Origin of the sequence: Citrobacter sp. Ct235, from assembly GCF_030332305.1 — a bacterium.
Taxonomy (GTDB): Bacteria; Pseudomonadota; Gammaproteobacteria; order Enterobacterales; family Enterobacteriaceae; genus Citrobacter_A; species Citrobacter_A telavivensis.
The window spans coordinates 225,263-241,582 of the sequence record NZ_JAOWIC010000034.1 but is presented as its reverse complement, the minus strand read 5'-3'; the positions used below and the strand labels follow the sequence as shown (position 1 = coordinate 241,582).

The window sequence follows — 16,320 nt, the reverse complement described above, 5'->3', positions numbered from 1 at the left end:
CGATGGCCAGCAGGGTCAGGCCGCACCAGTGTGGATGTGGAGTGCTATGATGCCAGAGTTGTGCTGTTTGCGTGAACACGCGCCGGACGGCCTCGCTGCCCAGACGCTGCCGGGCCTGGATCACCGCGCTGGGTGCGACAAAGGGACGACTGCCCGGCAGCATGATGTCCAGCCGGTTCACGATCTGATGAAGGGGTTCCTTTCGTTCAAGGGCCATGCCGACAATACACCAGACCATCATTTCCAGCGGAAGACGACGCTTGCGCAGGGTGACGGTGCCGGCTTCGGCCAGACAGCGGGAGAGCAGTTCCGGGTCCAGATAGTCGCCCAGAGAAGTCAGTGGATTACGCAGAGAATCGTAACGGGATACCAGATCAACAGCCTGTCCAAGGTGCATAAAAAAATCCGGAAACGGGTGAGCATTTCCGGATTCTTACACAACCACTGGATCGTTCAACCGATCCTTAACTGATCGGCATTACAGCCTGAGCTGTCCTTTTCGTCATTTTCGCTCTTACAGCAGGTCGCGGAACTGGGTCATTTTCAGCGCCAGTTCAACACCGCGCACTTCCGCCAGCCCTTTCAGACGCCCAATCGCAGAGTAGCCCGGATTGGTTTTCTTATGCAGATCGTCCAGCATCTGATGACCGTGATCGGGACGCATCGGTATTGGACGTAAATCACCCGCCTTCTTACGGCGCTGCTCTTCGGTCAGAATCGCCGTTACCACCGCCACCATGTTCACATCCCCTTGCAGGTGCGCGCCTTCATGGAAGGTTTTCGGGTTCTCTTCGCGGCACGTCGAGCGCAAGTGGGTAAAGTGGATACGATCGCCAAAGGTTTCGATCATTTTTACCAGATCGTTATCCGCGCGAACACCGTATGATCCCGTGCACATAGTGAAGCCGTTGTAGATGCTGTCGACCGTCTCTTTCAGCCACTGCATATCTTCAATGGTAGAGACAATGCGCGGCAATCCGAGAATCGGCCGCGGCGGATCGTCAGGATGCACCGCCAGGCGTACGCCCACTTCTTCAGCCACCGGGACAATCGCGCGCAGGAACACTGCCATATTGTCACGCAGATCGTCTTTGCTGATGCCGTCATACTCGGCCAGACGCGCACGGAACCGATCGAGGGTATAACCCTCTTCCGCACCGGGCAAACCGGCAATGATATTGCGGGTCAGTTTTTCGATATCCGCATCGCTCATGGCGGTGAAATACGCCTGAGCCTGACGCTGTTCTTCGTCGCTATAGTCCGCTTCAGCTCCCGCACGCTTGAGGATATGCAACTCAAAAGCAGCAAAGGCTATCTGATCGAAACGTAGCGCTTTCGAGCCGTCCGGCAATTCGTACTCGAGGTCGGTACGCGTCCAGTCCAGAATCGGCATGAAGTTGTAGCAGACGGTGTCGATGCCGCAGGCCGCCAGATTGCGGATGCTCTGCTGATAATTCGCTATCCATGTCTGATACTGACCGGAGCGAGTCTTGATCTCTTCGTGAACCGGAATACTTTCGACAACCGACCAGGTTAACCCTTTTTCCGCCAGAATTGCCTGACGTTTTTTAATCTCTTCGACCGGCCACACGTCGCCGTTCGGAATGTGGTGCAATGCCGTCACAACGCCCGTTGCGCCAGCCTGACGCACATCATCAAGCGATACCGGATCGTTAGGCCCGTACCAACGCCAGGTTTGTTCCATTGCTTTACCTCACAAAGTTGTTATACCAAATTAGCTTACCTGAATGACGACTACCATACAGGCTTCTGTGAGGTGATCAATAAAAGGGGCATGATTGATTGATCCAGCTCACATTACCCGGATAAATTCGGCTTACCAATTCAATTTGTTGTCATATAACTTTACACTAGGGTTGTTAATTTATGGTTAATCAGGTGTGTAATTCATGACTACAATTGCCTCAGCAATACTGCCGGATGGCGTACAAACGCCGCACTATGACCGCCAGCAGCTCAAAACGCGCATGGTGCATTTCGGCTTTGGCGCCTTTCATCGTGCGCACCAGGCATTACTGACCGACCGGGTGCTGAACGCCCAGGGCGGGGATTGGGGAATTTGTGAAATCAGCCTGTTCAGCGGCGACACGTTGATGAGCCAACTCCGCGCACAGGATAATCTCTATACCGTGCTGGAAAAAGGTGCGCACGGCAATCAGGCAATTATCGTCGGTGCCGTCAACGAATGTCTGAACGCAAAACTCGATTCGCTCGCCACTATTATTGAAAAATTCTGCGAGCCCCAGGTCGCGATTGTCTCACTGACCATCACCGAAAAAGGCTATTGCATCGATCCGGCTACCGGTACGCTGGACCTGACAAACCCGCGCATTATTCACGACCTGCAGGCGCCTGACGAACCCCATTCAGCGCCCGGTATTCTGGTGGAAGCGCTGTCACGTCGACAGGCGCGCGGGCTGGCGCCTTTTTCTGTGCTCTCCTGCGACAACATTCCTGATAACGGTCACGTAGTGAAGAATGCCGTACTGGGGATGGCGGAAAAACGCTCTCCCGCGCTGGCAAGCTGGATCCGTGAATACGTCAGTTTTCCCGCCACCATGGTCGACCGCATTGTTCCGGCTGCTACAGAGGAATCTCTGGCGGAAATCACCCGCGAACTGGGCGTTGCCGACCCCTGCGCCATCAGTTGTGAACCGTTCATTCAATGGGTGATTGAAGACAATTTTGTCGCTGGTCGTCCCGCATGGGAAGCCGCAGGCGTGCAGATGGTTAGCGATGTTCGCCCCTGGGAAGAGATGAAGCTGCGAATGCTTAATGGCAGCCACTCGTTTCTCGCTTATCTCGGTTATCTTTCCGGATTTCAGCATATTAATGAGTGTATGCAGGACAGCGCGTTCCGCGAAGCCGCGTACCGACTGATGATGAATGAACAGGCACCGACGCTCAGTATTACCGGTGTGGATTTAACCGGGTACGCACAAAGCCTGATTGAACGCTTTGCGAATCCAGCGCTAAAGCACAAGACCTGGCAAATCGCGATGGACGGCAGTCAGAAACTACCGCAGCGGATGCTGGCCGGTATTCGCCTCCATCTGGCGCGCGAAAGCGCATGGCCATTACTGGCACTGGGTGTGGCGGGATGGATGCGCTACGTCAGTGGCATCGATGATGCCGGCTCGACCATCGACGTTCGCGACCCACTGAGCGATAAAATCCGCTCAATCGTCGCCGCCAGTCATGAGGACCAACGCGTCGCAGCACTGCTCTCTTTACAGGAAGTCTTTGGCAACGACCTCCCGCACAATCCTGCTTTTGTTCAGGCGATTGAAACGGCCTGGCAGCGTATCGCGCAACGCGGCGCGCATCAGGCGGTGATTGATACGTTAAAAAATTAACAATTTCTGCCATTAAGACGAACGGAGCCTGTCTTCGTTCGTCCCGCCCTTCTCTTTTTCACTTTTTTTCGCCAGGATTAAAGGTAACCCGTTACGGCACATCATTCTGGAGCAGGCGTGACCAAAACTAACCTCATCACCGGTTTCCTCGGCAGCGGAAAAACCACTTCAATTCTTCATCTGTTAGCACACAAAGATCCTGCCGAAAAATGGGCGGTACTGGTCAATGAGTTCGGCGAGGTCGGTATCGACGGCGCCCTGCTGGCAGATAGCGGCGCGTTGCTCAAAGAGATCCCCGGCGGCTGTATGTGCTGCGTAAACGGCCTGCCCATGCAGGTTGGCCTGAACACGCTGTTGCGTCAGGGAAAACCAGACCGCCTGCTGATCGAACCGACAGGACTGGGGCACCCGAAACAGATCCTCTCTCTCCTCACCGCGCCGGTGTATGAACCCTGGATAGACCTTCGCGCCACGCTGTGTATTCTTGACCCACGCGGGTTGCTGGATGAAAAAAGCGTCGCCAATGAGAACTTTCGTGACCAACTGGCTGCGGCAGATATCATCGTGGCGAATAAAACCGATCGCGCGACGGCGGAGAGTGAACGCGCTTTGCAGACCTGGTGGCAGCAGTTCGGCAGCAACCGTCAGTTAGTGCAAGCCGATCACGGTCAGATTGACGGACAGTTGCTGGACTTACCGCGTCTGAATCTGGCTGAATTACCCGCCAGCGCGGCGCATTCGCACAGCCAGCCTGTAACACGAGGACTCGCGGCGATGAGCCTGCCGGCACAACAGCGCTGGCGTCGTAGCCTGAACAGTGGCCAGGGGCATCAGGCCTGCGGCTGGATTTTCGATGCCGATACCGTCTTTGACACCATTGGGCTGCTGGAATGGGCGCGTCTGGCGCCAGTTGGTCGGGTGAAAGGGGTCATGCGTATTGCGGAAGGTCTCGTGCGCATTAACCGCCAGGGTGAAGATCTGCACATTGAAACGCAGAACGTCGCGCCGCCAGACAGTCGTATTGAACTGATTTCCAGTACTGAGGCAGACTGGAATACGTTGCAGAGCGCATTGTTGAAGCTTCGTTTAGCTGAACACGCGTAAGGTTGCCTGCGATTTATTGAACAGTGAACTCTTTGAATATGAAAATCAGGTTACCACTGATACTTCTGCTGAATCTTGCCGGTCTGGCTTTGTTCATGAGCTGGTATATACCTGCCAATCATGGATTCTGGTTTCCCCTTGACGCCGGCATTTTTCACTTTTTCAACCAGAAACTGGTGGAGAGCCAGGCCTTCCTGTGGCTGGTCGCCATCACCAATAATCGGGCGTTTGACGCCTGTTCCCTGTTGGCGATGGGCGGTCTGATGCTGAGTTTCTGGCTGAAGGAGACGCCTGCAGGCCGCCGCCGTATTGTCATCATCGGCCTGGTGATGTTGCTCACCGCCGTGGTTCTGAACCAGGCGGGTCAGGCGCTGCTGCCCGTAAAACGCGCAAGTCCCACGCTCAGTTTTGACAATATTTATCGCGTCAGTGAATTGCTGCATATTTCGACGAAGGATGCGTCCAGAGACAGTTTCCCTGGCGATCACGGAATGATGCTGCTTATTTTCGCCGCATTTATGCTGCGCTATTTCGGAAAAGCCGCAGGGATTATCGGCCTTATTATCGTTGTGGTTTTTGCTTTCCCGCGCGTCATGATCGGTGCCCACTGGTTCACTGATATCGCCGTAGGTTCATTAACCGTGGTCTTAATTGGCCTGCCCTGGTGTCTCCTGACCCCGTTAAGCGATCGCCTCATCGCGCTTTTCGACAATTATCTCCCCGGCAAAAACAAACAAATCTTAAACAAATAACCCACAGTTATTAACATCATCAGGGTTTATTCTTAAGCCCTGATGATGCATTAAGATAAATTATTCATCTCACCGTCATTATTTAGTCATGACATTATCTTTGTGAATGAATGAGTTGCCTGTTTTTTCGCCATTCTGCACTTAAATTGACCAATCCCGTTTATTCACTTTCTGTATCACATTTTCTTATTAAAATTCAGATAAAATCACTCGCCAAGCCTGTAACGATCGGGTAACCTCGAACTCGTTTTGCCTCGCTGGGTTATTATTCTCTTCGCGAATAAATTTGTGCGTTCTGCCACAGTTTTGCGCTTAAAGAATTGTCTCATTGTGCGTAGGTAATTAGTCTCGTCACGTTTGGCATTTTTTATAACGATATTTATCGTTAAGGACTTCAAGGGAAAACAAACAAAATGGTCAAATCTCAACCGATCTTGAGATATATCTTGCGCGGGATTCCCGCGATAGCAGTCGCGGTACTGCTTTCTGCATGTAGCACTACCAGTAACACCGCAAAGAACACGCATTCTGAGACGCTTGGTGTGGGTCAAGAAGCTTCTTCACTGCAAGCTTCTCAGGATGAATTTGAGAGTATGGTGCGTAACCTCGATGTGAAGTCGCGGATTATGGATCAATATGCTGACTGGAAAGGCGTGCGCTATCGTCTCGGCGGCAACTCCAAAAAAGGTATTGATTGTTCCAGCTTTGTACAACGTACATTCCGTGAACAATTTGGTTTAGAACTCCCACGTTCCACCTACGAACAGCAGGAAACCGGTAAGTCCGTGTCACGCACGAATTTGCGTACTGGCGATCTGGTTCTGTTCCGCGCAGGTTCGACGGGCCGTCATGTTGGTATCTATATTGGCAACAACCAGTTTGTTCATGCCTCTACCAGCAGCGGTGTTATTATCTCCAGCATGAACGAGCCATACTGGAAAAAGCGCTACAACGAAGCGCGTCGGGTTCTGAGCCGCAGTTAATCGTTTAGTTGCTATCCCTTGGCGACCCTGACGAGACAAACGAAAAGCATCGCTTCGGCGGTGTTTTTTTTTGGTTCCCCTTTTCTCTCTGTGGAAAAGCATGACTCGCCGAATCAATCCAGGCTATAGTCTTGTTATTCCATCACATTTGTCATCATCGACAATCTCAGGGTAAAACCAGGCATCATGTTCACACGCGCCTTAACGACTGGTCGAAAAATCGTGCTTACCTGCCTGATCACTGGGGTTGTCATTGCTATTGTTATCAGTAGCCTACAGTTCGTGATGGCGTGGCATAAGCGGGAAGTCAAATACGACACGCTGGTTTCCGACATTCAACATTACCTGGTCAGCTATTTCGCCGATCTCAAAAACACCACCGATATCCTCCAGCCGTTGACCTTAAATACCTGCAAACAAGTCAGCGCGGATCTCACTTCTCGTGCCGCGTTTAGCCTGAACGTTCGCGCGTTTTTGTTGGTTAAGGATAAGAAAGCATTTTGCTCATCGGCAACCGGTGGAATGGATGCGCTGCTGACCGAACTGGTCCCCAGCCTCGATATTAGTAAAGATATCGACATGGCGATTATCCCGGGAACACCGATGATGCCCAATAAACCTGCGATGGTGATTTGGTATCGCAATCCCCTGCTGGTGAACAGCGGTGTTTTCACCTCCCTAAATATCAACCTTACGCCGTATCTGCTGTATACCGCCCGACAAGAAGACTTTGATGGGATCGCCATTATCGTTGGCAACACCGCGTTGTCGACCTTTTCGGACCATCTGCTCACCGTTAACGATCTCGACAGTTCACCGGAGCGCGAAGCAAAAATAAGCGGTGTTCCAGTGACGATCCGGCTGTACGCAACCAACTGGACCTGGCCCGACTTATGGTATGCCCTGCTTCTTGGCGGGATGGGGGGCATCATTGCTGGTTTACTTTGCTACTACATCATGTGCATTCGCTTGCGTCCCGGGAAAGAGATCCTCACAGGGATCAAACGCGATCAATTCTACGTGGTCTATCAACCCGTCGTGGATACGCAGTCGCTGAAGGTCACCGGGCTGGAGGTGTTGCTGCGCTGGAAACATCCAACGGCGGGAGAAATCCCGCCGGATGCGTTTATTCATTACGCCGAAGCCCAGCACATGATTGTGCCATTGACCCAGCATCTGTTTAAACTGCTGGCGCGAGATGCCCCTACGTTGCAGAAAGTCCTCCCTGTTGGCGCAAAGTACGGTATCAATATTGCACCTGACCACCTGCACAGCAGCAGTTTTAAAGACGACGTTCGCCAGTTAGTCGCCGCAATGCCTCCCAACCACTTCCAGATTGTGCTGGAAATTACCGAACGCGATATGATCCAGCAACATGAAGCCTCACAGTTATTTGAATGGTTGCATGCCGCAGGCTTCGAAATTGCAATAGACGACTTCGGTACCGGCCACAGCGCGCTGATTTATCTGGAGCGTTACACCCTGGATTATCTGAAAATCGATCGTGGTTTTATACACGCCATTGGTACAGAAACCGTCACCTCACCGGTGCTTGATGCGGTGCTGACGCTCGCTAAGCGCCTCAATATGATGACGGTGGCCGAAGGGGTGGAAACGCCGGAGCAGGCGAAATGGCTGCATGAACACGGGGTTCGTTTCCTTCAGGGCTATTGGGTCAGCCGCCCCATGCCGCTCGACGAATTTGTCCAGTGGGTTTCGCAGCCACACACGCTGAAATGGTAAAGCGCCAACGCGTGGATTCACAACAGACGCCACCTGCCCTATTATTCAGGCATAAGTGTGACCTGTGCCGGCAGGTAAGCAAGAGAAGGAATCCCTTTGCAGATAATCATTCGCATATTGCTGCTGTTTGTCATATTGATGAGCGCGGGCGCCCAGGCGCAGGCGATCAAAGAGAGCTATGCCTTTGCGGTGCTGGGAGAACCTAAATACGCATTCAATTTTGATCATTTCGATTACACCAACCCCGCGGCCCCCAAAGGCGGTCAGATCACGCTTTCCGCCCTCGGCACATTCGACAATTTCAACCGCTATGCCCTGCGCGGTAATCCCGCAGCCCGGACCGAACAACTCTACGACACCCTGTTTACCACCTCTGATGACGAGCCCGGCAGCTATTATCCGCTGATCGCCGAGAGCGCACGCTATGCGGAGGATTATTCGTGGGTTGAAATCACGATCAACCCTCGCGCCCGTTTTCATGATGGCTCGCCCGTCATGGCAAAGGATGTCGCCTTCACCTTCAACAAATTTATGACCGAAGGTGTGCCGCAGTTTCGTCTGGTCTACAAAGGTACAACGGTCAAAGCCATTGCGCCGCTGACCGTCCGTATGGAACTCGCGAAGCCCGGTAAAGAGGACATGCTCAGCCTGTTCTCATTGCCCGTGATGCCACAAGCGTACTGGAAAGATCACAAACTCAGCGACCCGCTGTCCAGACCTCCGCTGGGCGGTGGGCCTTACCGCATCAGTCAGTGGAAGATGGGTCAGTATATTGTCTATTCACGCGTGAAGGATTACTGGGCCGCCAATCTGCCGGTCAATCGTGGCCGCTGGAATTTCGATGTCATTCGCTACGACTATTATCTCGACGACAACGTGGCTTTTGAGGCCTTTAAGGCTGGCGCGTTCGATTTGCGTCTTGAAAGCGACGCCAAAAACTGGGCGACACGTTATGTCGGTAAAAACTTTGATAATCAGTACATCATCAAAGATGAGCAAAAAAATGAATCGGCGCAGGATACGCGCTGGCTGGCGTTCAACACTCAGCGCCCCGTTTTCAGCGACCGACGCGTCCGTGAAGCCATTACGCTGGCGTTCGATTTTGAGTGGATGAATAAAGCGCTGTTCTACAACGCCTGGAGCCGGGCAAACAGCTATTTCCAGAACACCGAGTATGCCGCCAGAAACTACCCTGACGCGGCGGAACTGGTACTGCTGGCGCCGATGAAAAAGGATCTGCCGCCGGAGGTCTTCAGCCAGATTTACCAGCCTCCCGAGTCTAAAGGAGACGGTTACGATCGGGAAAACCTGTTAAAAGCCGATAACTTACTGAAAGACGCGGGTTGGGAACTGAAAGGCCAGCAGCGCATTAACACGGCCACCGGTAAACCGTTGAGCTTTGAACTGCTCATTTCCGCCGCCAGTAACAGCCAGTGGGTCCTGCCCTTCCAGCACAATCTCCAGCGGCTGGGTATTACGATGAATATTCGCCAGGTAGATAACTCACAACTCACCAATCGCTTGCGCAACCGGGACTACGACATGATGCCGACCCTGTGGCGCGCGATGCCGTGGCCCAGTTCCGATCTGCAAATCTCCTGGGCGTCTGAATACATCGACTCAAGCTATAATGCCCCCGGTGTGAAAAGTCCGGTGGTTGACAAACTGATCGATCAAATCATCGCGGCGCAAGGTGATAAAAACAAACTGCTGCCGCTTGGGCGCGCGCTGGACAGAGTACTTACCTGGAATTACTACATGCTGCCGATGTGGTACATGGCTGAAGACCGACTGGCCTGGTGGGATAAATTCTCCCGTCCGGACATTCGTCCGATTTATACCCTCGGTCTGGATAACTGGTGGTATGACGTAAACCGGGCGGCGAAGTTGCCAGCCGCCAGACGACAGGGAGAATAAATGGGCGCGTACCTGATTCGCCGTTTGTTGCTGGTTATCCCGACGCTCTGGGCGATCATCACCATCAACTTTTTCATCGTGCAAATTGCCCCTGGCGGCCCGGTCGACCAGGCGATTGCCGCCATTGAGTTTGGTCAGACGAGCGCACTGCCCGGTGCCGGAAGCGAAGGCATCCGCGCCAGCCACGCCCGGACCGGGGTGGGTAATATCAGCGACAGCAACTATCGCGGAGGACGCGGCCTTGACCCTGAAGTGATTGCCGAAATCACCCAACGCTACGGTTTTGATAAGCCACTGCACGAGCGCTATTTCACCATGCTGTGGAATTACATTCGCTTCGATTTCGGCGACAGCCTGTTTCGTAGCGCCTCGGTGCTGGCGCTCATCAAAGAGAGTCTGCCGGTGTCGGTCACTCTGGGGCTGTGGAGTACGCTCATCATCTATCTGGTGTCGATTCCGTTAGGGATCCGCAAGGCCGTGCATAACGGCAGCCGGTTCGACGTCTGGAGCAGCGCGTTTATTATCATTGGCTACGCTATCCCGGCGTTTCTGTTCGCAATACTGTTGATTGTCTTCTTTGCCGGCGGCAGCTATTACGATCTCTTCCCGCTGCGTGGTCTGGTCTCGGCGAATTTTGACTCCCTGCCCTGGTATCAGAAGATAACCGACTATCTGTGGCACATCACCTTACCTGTCCTTGCGACGGTGATTGGCGGGTTTGCCGCATTGACCATGCTGACCAAAAATTCCTTTCTTGATGAGGTCCGTAAACAGTACGTCGTCACCGCCCGTGCCAAAGGGGTGAGTGAAGGGAATATCCTGTGGAAGCACGTTTTTCGTAACGCCATGCTGCTGGTGATCGCCGGTTTTCCTGCCACCTTCATCAGCATGTTTTTCACCGGCTCACTGCTGATTGAAGTGATGTTTTCACTCAACGGTCTGGGGCTATTGGGCTATGAAGCAACGGTTTCACGCGACTACCCGGTGATGTTTGGCACGCTGTACATCTTCACCCTGATCGGCCTGCTGCTGAATATTCTCAGTGATATCAGCTATACGCTGGTCGATCCGCGTATTGATTTTGAGGGACGTTAATGGCCCATTTAAGCCCCGTCAATCAGGCCCGCAGGGCGCGTTTTCGCCATAATCGTCGCGGCTTCTGGTCGCTGTGGATTTTTCTTGTCCTGTTTGGTCTGAGCCTGTGTTCTGAGCTGATTGCTAACGACAAACCGTTACTGGTGCGCTACGACGGAAGCTGGTATTTCCCGCTGGTCAAAAACTACAGTGAGAGCGATTTTGGCGGCCCTCTGGCAACGAGGGCGGATTACCAGGACCCGTGGTTAAAGCAACAACTGGAAAAGCGCGGTTGGGTTCTCTGGGCACCGGTGCGCTTTGGGGCGAACAGCATCAACTTTGCGACCGACACCCCCTTTCCCTCGCCCCCTTCGGCGCAAAACTGGCTGGGTACCGATGCCAACGGCGGCGACGTGCTGGCGCGCGTGCTTTACGGTACGCGTATTTCCATTCTTTTCGGCCTGATGCTTACCCTGTGTTCAAGCGTCATGGGCGTGCTGGCCGGGGCGTTGCAGGGCTATTACGGGGGTAAAGTGGATCTCTGGGGCCAGCGGTTCATTGAAGTCTGGTCGGGTATGCCGACGCTGTTCCTGATCATTTTGCTCTCCAGCGTCGTGCAACCCAACTTCTGGTGGCTGCTGGCGATTACGGTGCTGTTTGGCTGGATGAGTCTGGTGGGCGTGGTGCGCGCAGAGTTCTTACGCACGCGTAATTTTGACTATATCCGGGCCGCCCAGGCGCTCGGCGTTAGCGACCGCAGTATCATCTTTCGCCACATGCTACCCAACGCGATGGTTGCCACCCTGACCTTCTTACCGTTCATTTTATGCAGTTCCATTACGACCCTGACGTCGCTGGACTTCCTCGGCTTTGGTTTGCCGTTAGGCTCTCCTTCGCTGGGCGAGTTGCTCCTGCAAGGTAAAAATAACCTGCAAGCGCCGTGGCTGGGCATCACCGCCTTCCTGTCCGTGGCCATTTTACTCTCGCTGCTGATCTTTATCGGCGAGGCCGTCCGTGACGCATTCGATCCCAACAAGGCGGTGTAATATGACGCAACCTTTGCTCGCCATTGACAATCTGACGCTGGGATTTCGTAAGCACGAGACGGTCCGCACGGTGGTTAACGCGATTTCGTTGCGCGTGGAGGCTGGCGAAACGCTGGCGCTGGTGGGAGAATCCGGCTCCGGCAAGAGCGTTACCGCGCTGTCGATTCTGCGCCTGTTGCCTACCCCGCCCGCAGTGTATCTCGGCGGCGATATCCGTTTTCACGGTGAGTCCTTACTGCACGCCAGTGAGCAGACCCTGCGCGGCGTACGCGGCAACAAGATTGCCATGATTTTCCAGGAGCCGATGGTGTCGCTAAACCCGCTCCACAATCTCGAAAAACAGCTCTATGAAGTGCTTTCCCTGCACCGGGGAATGCGCCGGGAAGCGGCACGCGCGGAGATATTAAGCTGTCTCGACCGGGTCGGCATTCGTCAGGCGGCAACACGACTGGGTGATTACCCGCACCAGCTTTCCGGCGGCGAACGTCAGCGGGTGATGATTGCAATGGCGCTATTAACGCGACCCGAATTGCTCATCGCTGATGAGCCAACCACCGCGCTGGATGTCTCAGTACAGGCGCAGATCCTGCAACTGCTGCGCGAACTCCAGCGCGAGCTGAATATGGGGATGCTGTTCATCACCCATAACCTCAGCATTGTCAGGAAGCTCGCCGACAGCGTGGCGGTGATGCAAAACGGGCAATGCGTTGAGCAAAACCGGGCCGCTTCCCTTCTCCATGCGCCCACCCATCCCTACACGCAGAAGTTGCTCAACAGCGAACCGGCAGGCGATCCGGTACCGTTGCCGGCGGGACTGTCCCCTCTTCTCAGGGTTGAGGATTTGCGCGTCGCGTTCCCCATTCGCAAGGGTATCCTTAAGCGCGTGGTGGCGAACAATGAGGTGGTGAAAGGCATTAGTTTCAGTCTGCAGCCGGGTGAAACGCTGGGGCTGGTGGGGGAGTCAGGTTCGGGGAAAAGTACCACCGGGCTGGCGCTCCTGCGGCTTATTACCTCTCAGGGCAGCATAGAATTTGACGGCCAGCAGTTACAACATCTTAAGCGCCGACAGCTGTTGCCCGTTCGTCATCGCATCCAGGTGGTCTTCCAGGATCCCAACTCCTCGCTGAATCCGCGACTGAGCGTACTGCAAATCATTGAAGAAGGCCTGCGCGTTCACCAGCCAGCGCTCTCAGCCGAACAGCGTGAGCAGCAGGTCGTGGCTGTGATGGCGGAAGTGGGACTGGATGCCGACACCCGTCATCGCTATCCGGCGGAGTTTTCCGGCGGTCAGCGCCAGCGTATCGCAATTGCCAGAGCGCTGATCCTGAAACCGTCATTAATTATTCTTGATGAACCCACGTCGTCTCTCGATCGGACCGTGCAGGCGCAAATTCTCGCGCTGTTGAAATCGTTGCAGCAAAAGCATCGTCTGGCCTATATCTTCATAAGCCACGATCTGCACGTGGTACGCGCGTTATGCCATCAGGTGATTGTGCTAAGACAGGGAGAGGTAATCGAGCAGGGGCAATGCCAGCACGTCTTTAGCGCACCGCAGCAGGCGTATACGCGTCAGCTTCTCACGCTAAGCTGACGCTCAAAACGGATTGTTGTTAGAAAACGGTTCGGCAATGGCCACGCCAAAGTTCTTCAGACGACAGGTCGCGGCAAACTCGTCCTGGCGATTCACAAACAGGCACGGTTCACCTTCACACTCCAGTACTGAACATGGCACTTCAATATCGCTGAGCGCCTGGCTGAGTTTATGCATCACCGGCCAGGCGCTATCGCCATCCGGACTCAGCAGTTTAAGCGCCACCAGACTGTTTTCTACGCTTTGGCCATTTTGCGGAATCGGTTCAACTTTCGAACCTGCGAAACCCGCTGACCAACGATAGTTCTGTGGTAAGCGATGAACGATTGAGAGCTGTAATGTTGTCACTTTCTTTCCCCGGAAGCACAATAATTTCACAATTTATTTACATCCATATTAACACATCATTGACAATCCGTCCTTAAACGGTTGCATAACGTGACGATCCTTATCCCGCGTGGCCAGTATGGTCGGTATGGCCTTTATTAAAATAGATGTTTCCAGTCGGGATGGGAGCGCGGGCTATATGTACCCGTTTCTGCGATCTAACTCAACCTTTTTAACTACAATGATGTGACTTTTTACATAAATTGATTTTACATAAAATAAACATATATCGGGGAAATGATGGAATTGTCGTTGACATACATCAACAAAGGAAGCCGAACGGCTTCCATGTTGTGTATTTAATCACCGTTTTTTCGGGCGGCTCGCATAGAGATAGAACAAAATTGAACAACTTGCACAGAAAGCAATGGACCAAATCATCGGCCAGGCCGAGTTAAACGTCGCCAGAGAGAGCAATGCGCCGACGAGCGCGCCAATGCCAAAGCGGAAGGTACCCGCCAGCGACGAGGCCGTTCCCGCCATATGGGGGAACTCATCGAGGATCACCGCCATCGCGTTGGAGGAGATCATCGACACGCAGCCGACAAAGACCGCCACACCCAGCACCAGCGCCCAGAAACCGACGCCAAACAGCGCGCTGAGCACCATCCACACCGCCATCGCCAGTTGGATCCACAATCCGGTACGGAACATGTTCAGCGCACCGATCCGCCGCACAAAGCGACTGTTAAAAATCGTCATAATGAACAAAAAGACGATGTTCAGGGCGAAGTAGTAACCAAAATCCTGCGGCGATACATGGTTGATTTCGATATACACGAAAGGCCCGGCGCTAAGGAATGAGAACATCCCGGCAAAGCTAAAGCCACTGGCCAGCATATAGCTCAGCACCCGCTTATGGCGAAACAATGAGGCGAAGTTACCTATCGTCGTGCGAATATGGAACGGCTGGCGCTTTTCAACCGGTAGCGTCTCTTTAATGAGCGTCGCGATCATGACAGAGGCCAGCACCGCTGCGATCGCCAGGATCCAGAAGATGTAGTGCCAGCTCAGCCATACCAGCACCCAGCCGCCGATAATCGGCGCCATCAGCGGCGCAATTGTGGTCACCAGCATGACGAATGACATCATGCGGGAGAACTCTTCTTTCGGGTACATATCGCGCATCAGCGCATTGATCACCACGCTGGCAGCGGCTGCCGCCAGGCCGTGAAAGAATCGCATGACAATCAGTTGATCGATGGTTTGCGCCAGCGCGCAGGCCACAGCAGCCGCGGCGAACACCAGCGTGCCGCCGAGGATCACCGGTTTTCGCCCGAGGCTATCCGCCATTGGACCATACAGCAACTGCCCGACGGCGAAGCCCAGAATATAGGTGCTGAGCGTCATCTGCGCACTGCCCGCCGGCACGCCAAACTGCTCGGAGATCACCGGTAGCGCCGGAAGATACATATCGATCGACAGCGGCATCAGCATAGCCAGCAGACCGAGGATAAAAACAATGGCAAAAGACGAGTGCTGCCGGGTGGTCACAAAAAACTCCTGAATTTGTCAGAGGCAGGTTAAAAACCTGGCCTGTCTGGCTTAGACAACGCTGGCAATTTCCGCGTCAGTCAATGGACGATACTCACCCGGTTCAAGGTCAGCATCGAGGATAATGGCGCCGATCCGCTCGCGGTGCAGCCCGACAACGCGGTTGCCCACGGCGGCAAACATCCGTTTCACCTGATGATAGCGCCCTTCGCTAATGGTCAGACGCACCTGCGTGGGAGTAATAACCTCAAGCACAGCCGGCTTCGTGAGATCTTTCTCATTATGGAGTTGCACGCCCTTCGCAAACTGCTCTGCGGTATCATCGGTTACCGGCGACTCCAGCGTGACCAGATAGGTTTTCTCGCAGTGATGACGTGGCGAAGTGATACGATGCGACCACTGCCCATCGTCGGTCATCAGCACCAGACCGGTGGTGTCGATATCCAGGCGACCCGCAGCGTGTAATTTATGCGCGACCGGCTCATCCAGGAAGTAAAGGATCGTCGGATGATCCGGGTCATCGGTCGAGCACACGTAACCCTGGGGTTTATTAAGCATAAAGTAACGTGGGCCATTTTGCTGAACCAGCGTGTTGCCATCATATTCTACGTCGTGTTCTGGCAACAGTTTGAACGCGGTATTTCGGATGATTTCACCATCCACGGTAACACGGCTACCGCGGATCTCACGCCCGGCAATAGCGCGGCTGACGCCGAGTTGCTGAGCGATAAATTTATCAAGTCGCATGAGTGTGATTTTGCCTGTAACAATACGGGAATCGGGCGCGCTGCCCGAAAAGTGGAGCCGTTATCTGCCCAGTATAGCGGGCTAACAACATCCCTCAAGGGAAAA

At 53.8% G+C, this 16,320-nt stretch carries 14 protein-coding genes; 9 read left to right on the top strand and 5 right to left on the bottom strand.

The genetic code is table 11. From position 1 onward, the window contains the following. On the bottom strand, positions 1-397 hold a 397-nt coding region (locus OGY35_RS03065; protein WP_286631380.1), incomplete at its 3' end, for a transposase domain-containing protein. A gap of 117 nt (positions 398-514) precedes the next feature. Next, positions 515-1,705, bottom strand: a complete 1,191-nt coding sequence (gene uxuA / locus OGY35_RS03060) for a mannonate dehydratase (RefSeq protein ID WP_286631379.1) — start codon at positions 1,703-1,705, stop codon at positions 515-517. A gap of 205 nt (positions 1,706-1,910) precedes the next feature. Here uxuA and OGY35_RS03055 point away from each other — a divergent pair, with 205 nt between their 5' ends. The 9 genes from OGY35_RS03055 to yejF all read left to right on the top strand — a co-directional run bounded on the left by OGY35_RS03055 (position 1,911) and on the right by yejF (position 13,587). Further along, on the top strand, positions 1,911-3,377 hold the full coding sequence (locus OGY35_RS03055; RefSeq protein WP_286631378.1) for a mannitol dehydrogenase family protein: 1,467 nt from the start codon (positions 1,911-1,913) through the stop codon (positions 3,375-3,377). 117 nt (positions 3,378-3,494) lie between these two features. Continuing rightward, positions 3,495-4,481, top strand: coding sequence for a CobW family GTP-binding protein (locus OGY35_RS03050; RefSeq protein ID WP_286631377.1), 987 nt, complete (start codon positions 3,495-3,497; stop codon positions 4,479-4,481). A 32-nt stretch (positions 4,482-4,513) separates the two neighbouring features. Beyond that, positions 4,514-5,233: a phosphatase PAP2 family protein gene (locus OGY35_RS03045; RefSeq protein WP_286631376.1), complete on the top strand. Its 720-nt coding sequence runs from the start codon at positions 4,514-4,516 to the stop codon at positions 5,231-5,233. Between the two features lie 413 nt (positions 5,234-5,646). Continuing rightward, positions 5,647-6,216 carry a bifunctional murein DD-endopeptidase/murein LD-carboxypeptidase gene (gene mepS, locus OGY35_RS03040; protein WP_046481674.1) on the top strand — a complete coding sequence of 190 codons (570 nt, stop codon included), beginning with the start codon at positions 5,647-5,649 and terminating at the stop codon, positions 6,214-6,216. Between the two features lie 186 nt (positions 6,217-6,402). Then, complete coding sequence (locus OGY35_RS03035) at positions 6,403-7,959, top strand: cyclic di-GMP phosphodiesterase (protein ID WP_286631375.1); 1,557 nt, start codon at positions 6,403-6,405, stop codon at positions 7,957-7,959. Positions 7,960-8,061: 102 nt separating this feature from the next. Further along, complete coding sequence (locus tag OGY35_RS03030) at positions 8,062-9,876, top strand: extracellular solute-binding protein (RefSeq protein WP_286631387.1); 1,815 nt, start codon at positions 8,062-8,064, stop codon at positions 9,874-9,876. Then, positions 9,877-10,971, top strand: coding sequence for a microcin C ABC transporter permease YejB (locus OGY35_RS03025; protein WP_286631374.1), 1,095 nt, complete (start codon positions 9,877-9,879; stop codon positions 10,969-10,971). Further along, positions 10,971-11,996 carry an ABC transporter permease gene (locus tag OGY35_RS03020; protein WP_286631373.1) on the top strand — a complete coding sequence of 342 codons (1,026 nt, stop codon included), beginning with the start codon at positions 10,971-10,973 and terminating at the stop codon, positions 11,994-11,996. The genes OGY35_RS03025 and OGY35_RS03020 overlap by 1 nt, the downstream gene beginning before the upstream one ends. Before the next feature lies 1 nt (position 11,997). Further along, a complete protein-coding gene (gene yejF, locus OGY35_RS03015) occupies positions 11,998-13,587 on the top strand; it encodes a microcin C ABC transporter ATP-binding protein YejF (protein ID WP_286631372.1) in 1,590 nt (529 codons plus the stop codon). 3 nt (positions 13,588-13,590) lie between these two features. Here yejF and OGY35_RS03010 read toward each other — a convergent pair whose 3' ends face one another. From OGY35_RS03010 to rsuA, 3 genes are all read right to left on the bottom strand, one after another. Further along, on the bottom strand, positions 13,591-13,935 hold the full coding sequence (locus tag OGY35_RS03010; RefSeq protein ID WP_043000099.1) for a YejG family protein: 345 nt from the start codon (positions 13,933-13,935) through the stop codon (positions 13,591-13,593). A 342-nt stretch (positions 13,936-14,277) separates the two neighbouring features. Then, the gene (locus OGY35_RS03005; protein WP_152403517.1) at positions 14,278-15,468 is read right to left on the bottom strand and encodes a Bcr/CflA family multidrug efflux MFS transporter; all 1,191 of its coding nucleotides are present in this window, start codon (positions 15,466-15,468) and stop codon (positions 14,278-14,280) included. A gap of 51 nt (positions 15,469-15,519) precedes the next feature. Further along, a complete protein-coding gene (gene rsuA, locus OGY35_RS03000; RefSeq protein WP_286631371.1) occupies positions 15,520-16,215 on the bottom strand; it encodes a 16S rRNA pseudouridine(516) synthase RsuA in 696 nt (231 codons plus the stop codon). Between the last annotated feature and the right edge of the window lie 105 nt (positions 16,216-16,320).